17 protein-coding genes and 1 other annotated feature are annotated in these 15,985 nt (G+C 39.2%); of the genes, 1 reads left to right on the forward strand and 16 read right to left on the reverse strand.

Going from position 1 to position 15,985, the window contains the following annotated elements:
* Positions 1–3: 3 nt before the first annotated feature.
* From xseA to rplU, 15 genes are all read right to left on the reverse strand, one after another.
* Complete coding sequence (gene xseA / locus IGK53_RS09265; protein WP_002291885.1) at positions 4–1,341, reverse strand: exodeoxyribonuclease VII large subunit; 1,338 nt, start codon at positions 1,339–1,341, stop codon at positions 4–6.
* Entirely contained in the window at positions 1,342–2,196 is an 855-nt protein-coding gene (locus tag IGK53_RS09270; RefSeq protein ID WP_002329020.1) for a bifunctional methylenetetrahydrofolate dehydrogenase/methenyltetrahydrofolate cyclohydrolase, read from the reverse strand. It lies immediately after the preceding gene.
* Between the two features lie 96 nt (positions 2,197–2,292).
* Positions 2,293–2,742, reverse strand: a complete 450-nt coding sequence (gene nusB, locus IGK53_RS09275; RefSeq protein ID WP_002329019.1) for a transcription antitermination factor NusB — start codon at positions 2,740–2,742, stop codon at positions 2,293–2,295.
* The gene (locus IGK53_RS09280) at positions 2,735–3,160 is read right to left on the reverse strand and encodes an Asp23/Gls24 family envelope stress response protein (protein WP_002291889.1); all 426 of its coding nucleotides are present in this window, start codon (positions 3,158–3,160) and stop codon (positions 2,735–2,737) included. Before IGK53_RS09280 ends, nusB begins: the two co-directional genes overlap by 8 nt.
* A 246-nt stretch (positions 3,161–3,406) precedes the next feature.
* Positions 3,407–4,471, reverse strand: a complete 1,065-nt coding sequence (locus tag IGK53_RS09285) for a M24 family metallopeptidase (protein WP_002291890.1) — start codon at positions 4,469–4,471, stop codon at positions 3,407–3,409.
* Positions 4,472–4,643: 172 nt separating this feature from the next.
* Positions 4,644–4,889: a GlsB/YeaQ/YmgE family stress response membrane protein gene (locus IGK53_RS09290; protein ID WP_002291892.1), complete on the reverse strand. Its 246-nt coding sequence runs from the start codon at positions 4,887–4,889 to the stop codon at positions 4,644–4,646.
* 83 nt (positions 4,890–4,972) lie between these two features.
* The gene (locus tag IGK53_RS09295) at positions 4,973–5,347 is read right to left on the reverse strand and encodes a DUF956 family protein (protein ID WP_002291894.1); all 375 of its coding nucleotides are present in this window, start codon (positions 5,345–5,347) and stop codon (positions 4,973–4,975) included.
* Positions 5,348–5,536: 189 nt separating this feature from the next.
* On the reverse strand, positions 5,537–6,451 hold the full coding sequence (locus IGK53_RS09300; protein ID WP_002329017.1) for a PTS system mannose/fructose/sorbose family transporter subunit IID: 915 nt from the start codon (positions 6,449–6,451) through the stop codon (positions 5,537–5,539).
* A gap of 17 nt (positions 6,452–6,468) precedes the next feature.
* Positions 6,469–7,281, reverse strand: coding sequence for a PTS mannose/fructose/sorbose transporter subunit IIC (locus tag IGK53_RS09305; protein WP_002291898.1), 813 nt, complete (start codon positions 7,279–7,281; stop codon positions 6,469–6,471).
* A gap of 33 nt (positions 7,282–7,314) precedes the next feature.
* On the reverse strand, positions 7,315–8,286 hold the full coding sequence (locus IGK53_RS09310; RefSeq protein WP_002329016.1) for a mannose/fructose/sorbose PTS transporter subunit IIA: 972 nt from the start codon (positions 8,284–8,286) through the stop codon (positions 7,315–7,317).
* Positions 8,287–8,388: 102 nt separating this feature from the next.
* Positions 8,389–8,880: a mannose/fructose/sorbose PTS transporter subunit IIB gene (locus tag IGK53_RS09315; RefSeq protein ID WP_002289455.1), complete on the reverse strand. Its 492-nt coding sequence runs from the start codon at positions 8,878–8,880 to the stop codon at positions 8,389–8,391.
* Between the two features lie 191 nt (positions 8,881–9,071).
* On the reverse strand, positions 9,072–11,879 hold the full coding sequence (locus IGK53_RS09320; protein WP_172436414.1) for a sigma 54-interacting transcriptional regulator: 2,808 nt from the start codon (positions 11,877–11,879) through the stop codon (positions 9,072–9,074).
* A gap of 434 nt (positions 11,880–12,313) precedes the next feature.
* Positions 12,314–12,607, reverse strand: a complete 294-nt coding sequence (gene rpmA, locus IGK53_RS09325) for a 50S ribosomal protein L27 (RefSeq protein WP_002289452.1) — start codon at positions 12,605–12,607, stop codon at positions 12,314–12,316.
* 12 nt (positions 12,608–12,619) lie between these two features.
* On the reverse strand, positions 12,620–12,964 hold the full coding sequence (locus IGK53_RS09330) for a ribosomal-processing cysteine protease Prp (protein WP_002289451.1): 345 nt from the start codon (positions 12,962–12,964) through the stop codon (positions 12,620–12,622).
* Positions 12,965–12,991: 27 nt separating this feature from the next.
* The gene (rplU, locus tag IGK53_RS09335) at positions 12,992–13,300 is read right to left on the reverse strand and encodes a 50S ribosomal protein L21 (RefSeq protein WP_002289450.1); all 309 of its coding nucleotides are present in this window, start codon (positions 13,298–13,300) and stop codon (positions 12,992–12,994) included.
* 19 nt (positions 13,301–13,319) lie between these two features.
* Positions 13,320–13,396: a sequence feature (ribosomal protein L21 leader region), on the reverse strand.
* Between the two features lie 189 nt (positions 13,397–13,585).
* On the opposite strand from rplU, the gene IGK53_RS09340 reads away from it, so the two are divergent.
* Positions 13,586–14,227 (forward strand): uracil-DNA glycosylase, encoded by a 642-nt coding sequence (locus tag IGK53_RS09340; protein WP_002329014.1) that lies wholly within the window; start codon positions 13,586–13,588, stop codon positions 14,225–14,227.
* Between the two features lie 61 nt (positions 14,228–14,288).
* On the opposite strand, the gene IGK53_RS09345 is transcribed toward IGK53_RS09340, so the two are convergent.
* A complete protein-coding gene (locus tag IGK53_RS09345; protein WP_002292367.1) occupies positions 14,289–15,920 on the reverse strand; it encodes a SulP family inorganic anion transporter in 1,632 nt (543 codons plus the stop codon).
* Between the last annotated feature and the right edge of the window lie 65 nt (positions 15,921–15,985).

Raw genomic sequence — 15,985 nt, forward strand, 5'->3', positions numbered from 1 at the left:
TTCTTATTCTCCTTTATCTATCTCTTGTACTTGTCCTTTAACGATTCCATCTTGATAATGGATTGTCAGCAAATCCCCTTGATGAATCTCGGAGACACTTTTTACTACTTGATCATTTAACGTCGTATAGCTGTAGCCTCTTCCCATGATTTTCAATGGACTCAACAAATCAAGAGATTGAACAGCTTGAGCAAAACGCTGCTGCTGTTGTTTCATATATTGTTGGATTTTCTCTTCTAAACGTTTTTCTAGATAAGCAGTTTCTTGGCGGGCTGCTTTGACTCGATAAAGCGGAGCCACTTGTTCCAATTGGTGGCTTAACGCGATCGTTTGCTTTTCTTTTGCATGATAAATCTGCTGTGTAGCTTGATATAATCGCTGTTTCAATTGATCTAATTTGATGGTCTGACCTTCATACAATCTTTCAGGCTGCCGAAAGACATAGGAACGTCGAGCACGCTCGAACCGTTCTTGTTTGCGCTGGATCTGGCGTACAAACGCCTGCTGCAATCTAGCTTGCCGTTCTTGAATGCGCATCAACTCTTCTGACAAAACAGGAACAGCTAATTCTGCAGCTGCTGTTGGAGTAGCAGCCCGAACATCTGCTACTAAATCAGCGATCGTGGTATCTGTTTCATGTCCCACAGATGAGATCACCGGCGTATTGGCTTGATAAATCGCTCGGGCAACCCGTTCTTCATTAAACGGCCACAAATCCTCAATCGATCCGCCCCCACGACCAATGATCATTGTATCAAAATCGCCCATCTCTTCTACTCGTCGGATATTTTTGACAACATTGTCCGCTGCTTGATTCCCTTGTACAACGGTTGGGAACAAAACCAATTGGACAATTGGATACCTTCTTTTCACCGTCGTGATGATATCGCGTATAACCGCTCCGCTTGGACTGGTAAGAATCGCGATTCGCTTTGGGAAACGCGGCAACATTTTTTTAGGACCTTGAAAAAGGCCTTCCTTCATCAGCTTTTCTTTTCGTTCTTCCAATTCTTGATATAAAGCACCTATTCCATCAGGCTCCATGTGCTCTACATAGATTTGATACGAACCTCCCGCTTCATAGAGTGAAATACGCCCAACAACAAGGACTTTCATTCCTTCTTTTGGATGGAATCGTAATTTTTGGAATGCACCTTTGAACATAATAGCAGATATTTTTGCATGATCATCTTTTAAGCTGAAATATTGATGGGCATTGGCGCGTAAACGGAAATTCGATATTTCACCGGTTAAATATACCCGTTCTAAATAAGGATCGGCATCAAATTTACGTTTCAAATACCTCGTTAATGTAGTGACAGTTAAATATTCTTGTGCCATTTATTCACCTGCTCCAAAAGCTTCGGCAGATTTTACGGTTTGATACATCAGCATTGTGATAGTCATTGGCCCTACACCCTTTGGCACAGGAGTGATCCAGCCTGCAATAGGCTCCACTTCATCAAATTTCACATCACCGATCAGCTTACCGTTAGCATCACGGTTCATCCCTACATCGATCACTACAGCACCTGGTTTTACGAATTCTTTTGTGACAAAATGTCCACGTCCTATTGCTACGACTAAGATATCTGCTTCTTGTGCCAGTTCAGCCAGATTTTCGGTTTTAGAATGAGCAACAGTAACAGTTGCATCTGCCATCAAGAGCAGCTGAGCCATCGGTTTGCCGACGATATTGCTTCGTCCGATAACTACTGCTCGTTTACCCGCCGGATCGATAGAATAAGCTTCAAACATTTTCATGATGCCGTATGGCGTACAAGGAATCTTGTCCGGTTTACCCGCAAGGAGTCTGCCTAAATTCATTGGATGAAAACCGTCTACGTCTTTTTCAGGACGGATAGCTAACAGGATCTTTTCTTCATCTATATGCTTTGGCAATGGTAATTGGACCAATATACCATGAAATCTAGGATCTTGATTGTATTTTTCGATTTCTGCAAGTAGTTCGTTTTCAGAAATCGTCTCAGGATAACGCTCTACTGATGAATGGATTCCGATTTCTTTTGCTACGCGTTCTTTATTTCTTACATAGATTTGACTGGCTGGATTTTCCCCTACCAATAAAACAACTAATCCGGGATGGATACCATTATCTTTCAATTTTTGGATTTTTTCAGCAATCTCTGCCTGCATTTTTTCAGCTAATTCTTTTCCGTTAATCAATTCTGCCATCTAACCACTCCCAGATATTTTTTGTGTTTTCATTCTACCATAGAATTTTCCCGATTTATAACAGGTTTATGATGATTCACAGAAAAAAGCTAGGACTTACGCCCCAGCTTCTAATTCTTTTAATACATTGGATAAAACACCGTTGACGAATTTACGCGAACGGTCATCACTAAATGTTTTTGCCAACTCAATTGCTTCATTTAAAGCAACAGCCGCTGGTACATCTGTCACATAAGTCATTTCAAAAATCGCGATACGCAAGATCACCAAATCCATTTTTGAGATCCGATTGATATGCCAATTGTTTTTCAAATGTTTTTCGATCACTTTATCCAATTCATCTTTTTTTGCACAGACACCGCCAACTAGCGTATCAAGATAAACAGGAACAAACTCTGATTCATCTTCATTGATCATGTCGCGGTGGTCTAATTCGATTGCGTTGAAAATCGCATCTTCTTTTGTTAGGTCTGCATTGAAGTCTAACGGAAATAAAGCCTGCAATGCCATCTCCCGAATCACGTGTCTTGATAATTCTTTATTCATTCTCTTCCTCTTCGTCTTCAAAAAGTTCTTCGATTGTTGGTTGTTCTAATTTTTCAGGAACAACAGCTACTACATGGATATTGACTTCAGCTAGATCGATATCTGTCATGAAAAGGACTTGCTGGCTAACCCGTTCTTGCATTTCCATTGCAACTTTAGGAACTGAAACACCATATTCCAGGTAGCAGTAAAGATCTACTTTCAAGCCATCTTCCTCATTTGCCAAGTAAACACCTTTTCCGTGAGCTGCTCGTCCTAATAATTCAGTGACATTGCTGGCAAAAGTTCCGCGCATTCCGTATACGCCTTCTACTTTAGAAGCAGCAATCCCGATGATTACTTCGATGACTTCAGGAGCAATCACAATCTCTCCCAAATCTTGGTTTGCGTTTAAAATCAAATTTTTTTCATCTGCCATTTATTTATTCCTCCCTTTGCCTAAGCACGAGATACATCCGAATTCTCTATGATGCGGCTATAATGATCATTTGGTAAAAAAACTGCCGCCGATCAGCTGCAAATTGCTATGAATTGGAGAAAATATCCAACTTTATTATCTCTTACAGCTTAAAAGTTCTTCTATAGTGTATCATTAAATCAAGCGATTTTCTATAACAAAGTCTGTGAACACTGATTTTTACGCTTACTTCTTTTATGGACGAGACTATAAGATGATCAATTCTTTTGGTGAACGAGTCAATACACGATTGCCATCTTCTGTGATCAGCAAATCGTCCTCAATACGTACCCCACCGATTCCTGGTAAGTAGATCCCTGGCTCGTCAGTAATTACATTTCCTGGTACAAATTGTTTTTCCGCACGAGAAGAAACATTCGGTCCTTCGTGGATCTCCAGACCGATCCCATGTCCTGTAGAATGTCCAAATGCTTCACCGTAACCATGTTTTGAAATATAATCTCTAGCAACTGCGTCTAATTGTACACCAGTCATTCCTGGTTTCGCAGCATCAATAACCGCTAATTGCGCATCTAGAACTACTTGATATATTTCTTTTAATTTTTCTCCAGGATCACCAATAGCGAATGTACGTGTCATATCAGAAACATATCCTTCGTAATAGCAGCCAAAATCCAACGTGATCAAGTCACCTTGTTCGATGAGTTTCTTGCTTGCTACACCATGCGGCATAGCCGAACGCAATCCGCTAGCAACGATCGTATCAAAAGAAACACCTGAAGCGCCAAGAGAACGCATATAAAAGTCTAGTTGATTTGCGACTTCAATCTCAGTCATGCCCGGTTGGATCATTTTCAGGATGTGATCATAAGCCATATCCGCAATATTACATGCTTTTTCGATAATGGCGATTTCTTCTTCATCTTTCACTTCTCTAAGTTCTTCAATCATCTGTGAAACAGGTACTAATTCCGCATCGATGATTTCTTCTAAAACCGAATATTCTAAAAATGAGACTGTTGTTTCCTCAAAAGCTAATGAGTGCAGTTCTTCTTTGCGTACTAAGTTTGCTACCTCATCAAAAATAGGTCCGACATTTTTAATAATTTCAAATCCTTGAGCCTGCGCTGCCGCCTGCTCGGTATAACGAAAATCAGTAATAAAAAATGCATTTTCCAAAGTAATAACAGCTAATCCTGTCGTACCTGTAAAGTTCGTTAAGTAACGAAGATTGTACGGACTGGTAACCAAAAATGAATCCAAATTTTCTTCTTGCATTTTTTTGCGCAATTTTTCTACACGTAGCATCATAATGAAACTCCCTCTTTCTTTGCACGCTTTTTTCTATTATAGCAAACTTTTCTTCGTACACGACAGTTAAATAAAAATTTCCGGAAAACTTCTTTTTCTTTTAAAGAAAGAAAGCCAAAAAGGAGTCACAGTCTCGCTGCAACTCCTTTTAGTTTACTATTTTGTAAAAAACTTATGACCGTTTTCCAAAGAAAAACGAGACAACTGCTACCAAAATCACTGCACCTAAAATAGATGGAATAAGTGCCATACCTGCAGCTTTTGGTCCCCATTCGCCGAAAATCGCTTGTCCAATACTTGAACCAACTAATCCAGCAATGATATTCGTGATACAGCCCATCGAATTTCCTTTGCTGGTGATTGCACCTGCAATCGCTCCGATCACAGCTCCAACAATCAATGTCCATAACCAACTCATAATATAACCTCCTTCTTTGCTAATCAATTTTAGCATAAGGGATTTAAAGGGGACAAATAATTGGTTTGGTCAACTTTTATTTTTTACTTGGGTTTGAAAATCCCTTTGATCCCTCGTTTGATAACATCGACTAAGCTTAATGATTTAACCATATGACTAGGTTCTACATATTCACGTATCGCTTTTAACACCATTTTGGGCTTTTTAGAAGAAAAAGAATAAGTCCCATTTCTTTTTGTTTGGATAGCAAAACGAGGAATCCATTTTCCTTTGAACATAACGGAAGCAATCACATAGTCGACTTCTTCCCATGGAATCTGAACAAATTTTCGGGCATCTCTTTCATTGTAAAATTCAAAACCTTTATCGCCAATCATGATTTTTCCATACTCAGCAATTCCCAGATAGGAAGTAGCATTAATCGTTAAATCGACTTTCGTATTGATTGATTGTACCATTTATTCTACTCCATTCTTTAAATTAACTAGTGAATCAATTATAGATGTTTTTACCTATTTAAGCAAAGAATCTTCTAATGTACTGATAAAAAAACTGTGCCAATAGGAATTGGCACAGTTTTCCAAAGTAACCGTTTTTTCAGAAACAAGTAGTTTCAACCATTACTTAACTTACATATATTTTCAAGATTACATTAACCCAATCAAGTGGAAGACAATACCAACCACAAATAATCCAAGGATAATGACAATAGGTGATACTTTTTTCTTAAGTAACCACATACAGAACAATGTTAAACATAGAGCAGCTAGACCAGGAATCAAGCTATTCAAGTTATCTTGTAAAGTAGTTACTTTTTCAGATGACAGTGACAAACCAGCAGCTTGTTGTTCCAATGCAGTTTTAATTCCTTCTGCACCAGAAGGCAGGTTATTCCAGTCGATATAGGCACCTTTATCAAGTTTGACTGTTGAAACAACAGGAGCAAAGTTAATTGATACCCATCGGTTAACTAGCGATCCAAGAATAAACATCCCTAGAATCGAAGCACCTTTCGTGATGTCTTGTAATAATCCACCAGATAAATCTTCTGTAATTTTAGAACCAGCTTTATAACCAAATTCTTGTGTATACCACATAAATGCCATACGGATGATGTTCCAACCTAGGAAGTAAATGATAGGTCCTAGGATGTTCCCACTCATCGCTAGAGAAGCAGCCAACGCTCCAAGGATAGGTTTTACTGTAAACCAGAATACTGGGTCACCGATACCAGCTAAAGGTCCCATCATACCAACCTTAACCCCTTGAATTGTTACGTCATCAACAGGTGCACCATTTGCACGTTCTTCTTCAAGTGCTAGAGTAACCCCAATAATTGGAGATGCTACATATGGATGTGTATTGAAGAACTCTAAGTGACGTTCCAATGCAGCCGCACGATCTTCTTTTGTTTTATATAATTTTTTGATTGCTGGAATCATAGAGAATGCCCAGCCACCATTTTGCATACGTTCGTAGTTCCAAGATCCTTGAAGGAAAGTCGAACGCCACCAAACAGAAACACGATCTTTTTTAGATAATTGAATTCTTTCTTCTGCCATTTTCGTGTACGCCTCCTTTAATAGTTATCGATTATATCGCCTAGTGGGTCACCAGTATTTGAGCTTCCACCATTATTACCAGAACCGCCACCTTGTTTAGAAAGTGCCAAGTAGATAAGAGCTAAAGCTACACCGATTGCCCCTAGTCCGATAAGTGTAATTTCGGAAACAGTTGCTAAAACAAAACCAATTGCAAAGAATGGCCATACTTCTTTAGTTGCCATCATGTTAATAACCATTGCATAACCTACAGCAACAACCATACCCCCACCGATAGCAAGACCGTCTGTTAACCAGACTGGCATAGATTCTAGCAAACCTTTCACTGGACCTTCGCCGATAGCTAAGATCAATCCAGCAGGAATAGCAATACGAATACCTTGCATGCAGATAGCAATAATGTGCCATAATTCAACTTTTCTAAAGTTACCTTCTTTTGCAGCAGCATCCATTAAATGAACGAATGCAGTTGCAATCGTACGACAGATGATTGTTAATAATAAACCAGCAACAGCAAGAGGGACAGCAATAGCGATAGCTGAAGAAACTCCAGCTCTTCCTTGTCCACCTAATACTAAAATAATTGCAGATGCAACAGATGCTAAAGCAGCATCAGGAGCCACAGCAGCGCCGATGTTTGCCCAACCAAGAGCGATCATTTGTAATGTACCACCTAAGATAAGACAAGGGATTAGGTTCCCAGTAACTAAGCCAATTAACGTACATGCGATTACTGGTTGATGGAAATGAAATTCATCAAGAATTCCTTCCATACCAGCTAAAAATGCAACGATAATGACTAATATCACTTGAATAAAGTTTAATTCCATGATGTTAATCCTCCATTTTTTCTGATAGTTTTACTATGCGTGTTTGTTTAATTCATCTTGTGCTTTCTTCAAAATTTCGTCCATGTTTCCTTTTGAATCATTTGGTACTTTCCGTACATCGAAATTGATTCCAGCTTCTTTTAATTTATTGAAAGTATCAATATCAGCTTGACTAAACGCCAACACTTTATTTGGTTGTACTTTACCAGGTGAATGTGCCATTGACCCGACATTCACTGTCTCCAACGGTACGCCCCCCTCAACTGCTCTTAAAACATCTTGAGGATTTTCAAACAACAGTAACGCGCGTTGTCCGCCAAAATGTTGATCATCTTTCGCAAGTTCGATCATTTTTTCAATTGGAACAACATGTGCTTTTACACCTGGAGGAGCAGCTTGTTGGATCAACTTCTTACGAAGATCGTCTTTTGCTACCGCATCAGAAACAACGATAATACGTGTTGGATTCGTTGTTTTTGTCCACGCAGTCGCTACTTGTCCATGAAGCAGACGTGAATCAATACGAGCTAAAACATAACTGAATTTACCAGGAGCTCCTGCAGCTGATGTTTGTTGTACTGCTGCTTTCGGTGCTTCTGCCGGTTCTAATTCTTCCGGTTTCACTTTTACACCATCTTTTGCTGTTTCAATGATATGCGCTGCAATTTCATGAGCAGATTCCATTGAAAAGCGTGATGCATAGGCTTCAATCAACATTGGCAAATTCAAACCGCTGACGATTGCCCATTTATCTTTGTGCTCTTCGAATAATGTGTTTGATTGATTGAACGGTGTTCCGCCCCATAAATCAACTAAGAATAACACTTCGTCTTGATTATCAAAAGAAGCAACCGCTTCTTCCAATTTGGCTCTCAAGTCATCTGGACCTTCACTTGGTTTCAAAATCACGGCTTTGACGTTTTCTTGTTCGCCAAAGATCATTGAACCGGATTGTAAGATTCCTTCAGCAAATTGTCCATGACTTGCTAGGATAATCCCTACCATATTTATACCTCCTATTTACTTTTGTTGTAACAAATTCAAAAATATTAATAATTGCTAACCATTACAACAGAATTATTTGACCTTTTCCAACAACCATTTTTGTTACACCTTTTTGATTTTCGCTAGTAGTTCCATCAAAAGGATTTTCCTGTCAGCAGGTACTTTTCGAATCTCTAACTCCACTTCTTGACTGTTCAAGTAACGAAAGGAATCAATATCTTGTTGATTTACTGAAACAAAATTGGTAATCATTGATTTGCCTTCAGTAAAACTCATACCGCCGATATTCAACGACTTCAACTGTACACCGCAGCGGACAACCGCTTCAACATCTTGGGGATTGGTGAATAAAAGCATCACTTTTGCTCGTGATAATAGTCCACTATGATAGATTTGAATCATTTTCTGCACGGTTATTACATTTGCTGTGATTCCCGGCGGTGCAGCTTCTTTTAATAGAAACTTTCTCAATTTATCTTGAGCAACTACATCGCTGATCACAATGATACGTTCAACACCTGTTTGCTTCGACCAAACTGTTGCGACTTGCCCGTGGATTAAACGATCATCTATACGTGCCAATCGAATATCCATCTGCAAAACTCCTTCTTCCTCACTACTTCACAGAAACCCCTATCATTTCTGTGTGAACAACCACCTCCTAGCACACACTACTATAAGCAAAAAGCGTGCCAACTTTTTTTGTGATACACTAATTGAATTTAAAGGATTCTTAACCAATACACAAAAACGATACACTATGAAAGTGTATCGTTTTTGTGTATTTAAGGCATAGTGTATTCTTTTTTATCTAGCTGATTATGCACTAGACGTAGCAGATAATACACTTCTTCTATTGGCACTTTTACTTTTATCTTATCTTCTAGCAGGACAACCGAGGCTGTTAATTGATTATAAAGAGGATCACTCATTGTATTCGTCAATTCGTTTTCTTCCACCGTCAACGTTTCATTTCGAATAATCCGTTCGATCATTCCTGCTGTGTGCATCACTAAGTTGATCTTAAAACCATATTCTTCATTGCCAATTCCCATCGTCTGAGAGACTTGTGTAGAAAATTGCCACATTGGATCGATTAGTTTACTACCATTGATAAAGATGAAGTTCTCAGAGATAAACTCAACACATGTTTTTTTAGCTGTCTCTTCATCTAGCGAGACGAATTCAGTTTCTTCCATTTCTGATTCCATAAGCAACTGATCCAAAATGACTTCGATATTTTGATCAATGAAGCGCTCTAAAGGAATAAATGGTGCTTGGATATTCAAATCAGTAATTCCAGTAGTTGCTATGATCTGATATTCTTTTTGGATAACTGACAATTCTTCTTTCACTTCCACAATCGACAAAGCTAGAACTTCTAATTCTGTTTCTTGACGCTTATTTACCGCTCGTTCGATCAATTCTTTGATTCTTTGCGCTGTACCTTCGCCAGATGCACAAATGGCCAAAACAGCTTTTTTCTTATGGATAGGTTTTGTTTCCTGGACAGGTTCTACAGAAGATATTTCTGCGTAACCTCGAAAATTCTTCAATGATTCATGCAACATATCTAAATCTGTCCCTAATACAGAGACCTTTCGCACAGTTTCCAAAACTAGAGAAGTTGTTACCATGTCAACGGTACGTACAGGTATCCCGGTGTCTCGCTGAATTTGCGAATTAAATGAGGCGAGGGACCCCATATCCACTAATAGTATGACCCCGCTTCCTTCATCTACTTCTTGTACATTGCGTTCAATTCGGTCTAAAGCTGTTTTCGGATCCATATCCAACGGCATGTCTACTGCTCGTACATTCTCTGCATCTAACAACTGTTGGACAACCTGAACCATACTGCTTGCTGTACTGTTTCCGTGAGCCGCAACGACTACACCGATTCTGCCGCTTGCTTGGTTCGCCCGTAACGAGACGAGTAGAACAGTCAAGTAGTAGTCTTCACTTTCTGGAATATCCACTTGAAAATACGTTTCTATATAACTACGCACTTCTTTCGCAACAGCATATTCATCTGGAAAATCAAATGCCATCTCACGGATATTATCATTCGTATGCCGTTCTTCTCCTAAATTGATCTTTTTCAAAAACGAACTGATATGCAAGCTCATAGCATAAATAAAGTTTTGCTGAAAGTCATATGGTAAAGATCTTTTGACCATTACATAAATCTGATTGGTCACTTCTATGATTTTTGGATCTACAAATTCTGCTAATTTGCTATCTGCATTAAAAGAAAACCCATGGTCTTTATAAAAAGACTTCAGATGGATGTTGATATCTGTAGAAATAAAGTGATTGATTGCTTCTTGGTCCAACCCATCCGACTTCAGCAAAGCTGCTTTATCTCCGATGATATCATATAGATTATAAGGTAATTCATAGGAGTCTGATTGGATTTTCATGATCGTATCGTTTGGTGCTACAGTTATCTTTGGCTCCAATATTTTAGAAAGCTCTGCCATTGCACTGCGGTTGCTTGCTAATTGAATCAATCCGCTACGAATCCCTTCTGTCAAATCATCAATCGTAATCGATATTTCGGGAGATTGCATATGATTTAGAAATCCTCGTGCGCACACTAACTGGATATTCGACTTCAATTGACCTATATTCCCATAAGTCACACTGCCAATCAGTGCTTTTGCTACATCTTCTGTCAAAGAGATCTTTCGTTGCGTGCGGTTCGCTTCGTGGGCAATCATAATTTTTACTAAATCGACTTTCTCATTTGCAGGACGTTTTTCAAAAGCCGGAAGTTTGATATTAATTGGGATACGCCGAACAAAAGTTTCCAATAGCGAAGAGCCTGGATCTTCTGTGGTCGCACCTACGATTCGTACATTTGCTTCATGAGATTTCGTTGTTTCTCCAAGTCGACTGTAAGTCCCGTGATCCATAAAGTAAAAGATCATTTCTTGGCCTTCTGGAGGCAATCGGTGAATTTCATCCAGAAATAGCATACCACCATCCGCTTGATCGATAATTCCCATTTTTTCTTCATCTGCACCTGTAAAGGCTCCTTTTGCATACCCAAATAAATGGCTCATCAAAAGCTCAGGGTTATTCGCGTAATCAGCACAATTGAAAACAATCAGTTCCGTTTCCTCATCTATTACATGATGTGCTTTGGCAAAATGATACATCGCGTGCGCAAAATAAGTCTTTCCTGATCCGGTAGGTCCTGTAATCAAGCAATTTAATCCTCTTGGCGGATACAAGATCGCAGCTTTTGCCTGTTCCACTGAGTTTTTCATGCTACCATTAGCTCCAATGATTTTTGCAAAGATATCCTTAGTATCTATCTGGAGCGTATTTTTTTCTTCAGAGACCGGCGTTTCTTTGTAACTGACCACATGTTTTGCAGCTGGCTTTACGTGCGTAGCGAGTGTTTGATATATGTAACGTACTGGTCGTCCATCTGTCTTTATCAGTTTTCCTTCGCGCACTAGCTGATTCAGATCCTTACTGCTATTCGTTCGTTGGATTCCTAACACTTCAGCAATTTCTTGTGTCGTTACTCCTTGGTCATATTCTGCCTTTGTTAAATGAGCGGTTTTTTCTTTGACATACATATAAATTCGGTCCATGCGTTTTGCCAATGGTATCGCTCCTTTTCTATAGACTGTTGTTCTTAGGCTTCAAAACATAATACTATGTATTTATTTCCGTTTCGTCAACTATTTACCTGATTTTGTTTTGTTGACAACAAGCGAAGGGACAAGCGTAATGAAGATAAAAGAACACAAAATATCAATTCCATTTTTATATTGGAAACAAGAAAAAGAACACTATTTATCCTACAATGATGCTGCTGATAGCAAACAATATCGCTTTCATTAATAAAAACAATCGTTATCAAAACATTCTGATTACAAGATGGCAAAAAAATATTAAGCGTAAAAAGACATGGTAACCTTCGCATCCTTCATTACAACTTTTATTTTTATAAACAAAGAAGAGGCTGTGACAAAAGTCTTGTCACAACCTCTTTAATCGCAAGATTCAATTAAGCTTCTTGAGCTACTGGATAAACAGACACTTGTTTTTTGTTACGGCCTTTACGTTCGAAACGTACTACGCCATCAACTTTTGCAAATAAAGTGTCGTCTCCACCGATACCCACGTTTACACCTGGATAGATTTTTGTACCGCGTTGACGGTAAAGAATTGATCCACCTGTAACTGTTTGTCCATCAGCGCGTTTAGCACCTAGACGTTTTGATTCTGAGTCACGGCCGTTAGATGTAGAACCGCCACCTTTTTTGTGGGCAAATAATTGTAGATTCATAGATAACAACATGGTCTGCACCTCCTATTTATCATTGATTGTTTTAATTTGGATATATTCTGAGTTTTCAGCTTCTATTGATTGTAAACCTAATAAAAGATTTTCTAATAGAATCTCAGCAATATTGTTTTGTTCTTGTGTCATTCCTGAAGTGACTTCGGTATAAAGATAACCGCCTTCTTCTTCATTCATTTCAACAATCGGTTCAAAACCGGCTAATGAGGCAATCCCGTTGACAGTGCTGATCGCTAACGCAGAAACACCTGCACAAACGATATCACTTCCATAAGGACCAGCATCAGCATGCCCGGTCAAAGTGAATGAAACGATCTGACCTGCGTCATTTCGCTTAAATGTTCCTTTGATCATATATAGGCCTTCTTTCTCAAACGCTGATTAAGCGTTGATCGCGTCGATAACCACTTTTGTATATGGTTGACGATGACCTTGTTTGCGGTGTGAATGTTTTTTAGGTTTGTATTTGAAAGTAACGACTTTCTTTTGTTTGCCGTGTTTTTCAACAGTACCTTCAACAGTTGCACCTGCAACAGTTGGAGCGCCTACTTTTGTAGATTCGCCACCTACTAAGATAACTTCGTCAAAAACAACTTTTTCTCCTGCTTCAACGTCAAGTTTTTCAACATAGATTGCTTGTCCAACTTCAACTTTTACTTGTTTACCACCAGTTTTAATAATTGCGTACATGCTATAAAGCACCTCCTTCTGATATACTTAGACTCGCCATCCGAAGTGACAGCATCTGCTGTGCTTATTACTTGTTCTGAGCGGTTGTAGCTGTGGAGTCCACAATTACAACAGTACTAGCTTACCAGAACAGCCGCTGTTCGTCAACTAAATTTAAAGTCAAAAAATGAAATAAAGATTTAAACAATCGTTCTCCTGCTTTTCTTTCCTCTTCGTTTCTGCCAAATAAAATAGTCGCATTGCGTTTCTTTTCTTCTTATAATAAAAGAAAAAGGAGGAGCACAAATGGAATACCCAACAGAATTGATACAAGAGGCTTCTTTAAGGATGAACGACCGTCCTGTAGAAGGGTTTGTCGCTGGGCAAGGACCTCTTCATCCTAAATTAATGCTTGTAGGAGAAGCCCCAGGGAAAACAGAGATTGATACACACATCCCTTTTAGCGGACAAGCTGGAAAAGAATTGATGCAGGCACTTTCTTCCACTGGTTTAACACGAGAAGATGTCTATATCACCAGTGCTGTACGGAGTCGCCCGTATCGCGTGACTCATCGGATCAATAAACGGACACAACAGACAGAAACTGTTTATCCAAATCGTACACCTACGCGATCCGAAGTATTTGCACACGCACCGATACTGGATTACGAACTGATGGAAATCCAGCCAAAATTAATTGCGACACTTGGAAATATTGGCCTGCAACGATTACTTGGTAAAGAATATACTGTTACCAAAAACCATGGTCAACTCTATACAGGTCCCGTCTTACAGCTAACAAAACAAAAAGATGCCTACGAATGGTCAGAAAAAAACTATCGTATCCTTCCACTTTTTCATCCAGCAGCTATTTTTTATAATCGTTCCCTTGTACCTGTTATCCATCAAGATTGGCAAGTACTAGCTTCACTTTTACAACAAGATTAAAAAGAACAGACAAGACGGTGAAATTGTTAGTTTACAGTCTTGTCTATTCTTTTTCATTGTTTTAATGGCTCATTGCAGTATATTTCGCATGCAATGCTGTCAACGCATGAGCAACAGTTTGATGTTGATGTGTGGATGTATATTCCCATAAGTGAGAAAGTTGTTTTTCTACTTCCGGCTGCAAGGAAGTATAGATAATCGTTTGTCCTCTCTGTTCTGCTTTTTCTTGAAATTCATCAAAAACTGCGCGTGCCGTCAAATCAATACTTGGTACGCCACGCATGGAGAAGATGACACCGTCGTGATGGTTTAGTTCTTCCAATTTATTTTTTAGTTTCTCTGAAGACATGAAAAACAGCGGACCGCTGATGTACACTACTGTCCAATTATTCAGCTTTTCCGTTTCTGGCAGCCCCATTCTTTGCCAATCGATTGTTTCTAATGAAATCGTGATAGCCGCACTTTTTACAACAAAAAATACACAACCGCCGATAATCCCAATTACAATAGCAATACTTAAATCAAAGATGACTGTACAAATCATTGTAAGAACAAACAATAGAATAGCTGACCAATATTTATGAACAAATAGCTCCTTAATCGTTCTCCATTCATTCATACGCCAAGCCGTCACGATCAAAACACCTGCAAGTGCCGGCATCGGAATCTGTGACATCACTGGCGCAAAAACAAGCATGGAAAGCAACAAGACAACTGCATGGATCATGCCAGCTAATCTGGTTTGTGCGCCAGATTTGATGGCCACACTTGTACGAGCAATGGCTGCAGTAGCAGGAATCCCGCCAAAAAAAGGAAGCAATAAATTTCCCACCCCTTGTGCCACTAATTCTTGGTTACTGTCTAATGATTTATTCGCCATTCGACCAGCAGAAGCACCACATAATAAGCTCTCAATCATCCCTAACAGAGCAATGCTAATGGCCGGAACGGCTACTTGTTGCAAGGCAGAAAAGCTAAAATCTCCCAAGCCCAAGCGATTACTGCTGATCAGTGTTTGTGGGATGTTACCAACAGTGGCTACTGGTAAATGACACAGTAGCGTAACTACTGTTGCTAAAATGATGGCCAACAGCGAACTAGGCATTCGTTTCGCCCATTTTTTCGGATAGATGAACATCCCTAAAATGACTAGGCCTCCCATAATCAAAGATGCTATGTTTATTGGAAAACCTAGTGTTTGATAACTACTTAGCTTTTCAATAACATTTGTACCTTCCGAATGAACACCAAACAAATTATCGATCTGACCTAATGCAATAATAATAGCAATACCTGAAGTAAATCCTGTGATTACTGGTGCTGGGATAAAAGAAGTTAGTGTTCCTAATCGGAAAAGTCCTGCTGCAAGTAAAAATAGACCTGCCAAAAAAGTAGCAAGCAACACACCTTGCATTCCCTTTGTTGCCGCAATGGACATTAGAATAGCTGCCATTGCGCCTGTCGGACCTGATATTTGATAAAAACCGCCTGATAAACCGCCAATAACGAGACCGGCAATGATAGCCGTAATCAAACCTGCGGACGCATCGGCTCCGCTTGATACCCCAAAAGCCAAGGCTAAAGGCAATGCTACAGCAGCTACTGTGATTCCAGCCAAAAGATCTTTCTGAAATCTTGAAAGATCATAACCTAAAAATTCTTTTTTTAGTGATAAAACATAATTTTTGAACACCTATCTAACTCCTTTTCATGAAATTTTCTAAAATACCATTCATTAGAATAGCATATTTCATGAGA

The organism is Enterococcus sp. DIV1224 (assembly GCF_050555455.1).
Taxonomy (GTDB): Bacteria; Bacillota; Bacilli; order Lactobacillales; family Enterococcaceae; genus Enterococcus_B; species Enterococcus_B lactis.

What these genes read in the sequence shown, in the direction of transcription:
- xseA (WP_002291885.1), bottom strand. Translation starts at nt 1,341, where the DNA reads ATGGCACAAGAATATTTAACTGTCACTACATTAACGAGGTATTTGAAA.
- IGK53_RS09270 (WP_002329020.1), bottom strand. Translation starts at nt 2,196, where the DNA reads ATGGCAGAATTGATTAACGGAAAAGAATTAGCTGAAAAAATGCAGGCA.
- nusB (WP_002329019.1), bottom strand. Translation starts at nt 2,742, where the DNA reads ATGAATAAAGAATTATCAAGACACGTGATTCGGGAGATGGCATTGCAG.
- IGK53_RS09280 (WP_002291889.1), bottom strand. Translation starts at nt 3,160, where the DNA reads ATGGCAGATGAAAAAAATTTGATTTTAAACGCAAACCAAGATTTGGGA.
- IGK53_RS09285 (WP_002291890.1), bottom strand. Translation starts at nt 4,471, where the DNA reads ATGATGCTACGTGTAGAAAAATTGCGCAAAAAAATGCAAGAAGAAAAT.
- IGK53_RS09290 (WP_002291892.1), bottom strand. Translation starts at nt 4,889, where the DNA reads ATGAGTTGGTTATGGACATTGATTGTTGGAGCTGTGATCGGAGCGATT.
- IGK53_RS09295 (WP_002291894.1), bottom strand. Translation starts at nt 5,347, where the DNA reads ATGGTACAATCAATCAATACGAAAGTCGATTTAACGATTAATGCTACT.
- IGK53_RS09300 (WP_002329017.1), bottom strand. Translation starts at nt 6,451, where the DNA reads ATGGCAGAAGAAAGAATTCAATTATCTAAAAAAGATCGTGTTTCTGTT.
- IGK53_RS09305 (WP_002291898.1), bottom strand. Translation starts at nt 7,281, where the DNA reads ATGGAATTAAACTTTATTCAAGTGATATTAGTCATTATCGTTGCATTT.
- IGK53_RS09310 (WP_002329016.1), bottom strand. Translation starts at nt 8,286, where the DNA reads ATGGTAGGGATTATCCTAGCAAGTCATGGACAATTTGCTGAAGGAATC.
- IGK53_RS09315 (WP_002289455.1), bottom strand. Translation starts at nt 8,880, where the DNA reads ATGGATATTCGATTGGCACGTATAGATGATCGTTTAATCCACGGGCAA.
- IGK53_RS09320 (WP_172436414.1), bottom strand. Translation starts at nt 11,879, where the DNA reads ATGTATGTCAAAGAAAAAACCGCTCATTTAACAAAGGCAGAATATGAC.
- rpmA (WP_002289452.1), bottom strand. Translation starts at nt 12,607, where the DNA reads ATGTTGTTATCTATGAATCTACAATTATTTGCCCACAAAAAAGGTGGC.
- IGK53_RS09330 (WP_002289451.1), bottom strand. Translation starts at nt 12,964, where the DNA reads ATGATCAAAGGAACATTTAAGCGAAATGACGCAGGTCAGATCGTTTCA.
- rplU (WP_002289450.1), bottom strand. Translation starts at nt 13,300, where the DNA reads ATGTACGCAATTATTAAAACTGGTGGTAAACAAGTAAAAGTTGAAGTT.
- IGK53_RS09340 (WP_002329014.1), top strand. Translation starts at nt 13,586, where the DNA reads ATGGAATACCCAACAGAATTGATACAAGAGGCTTCTTTAAGGATGAAC.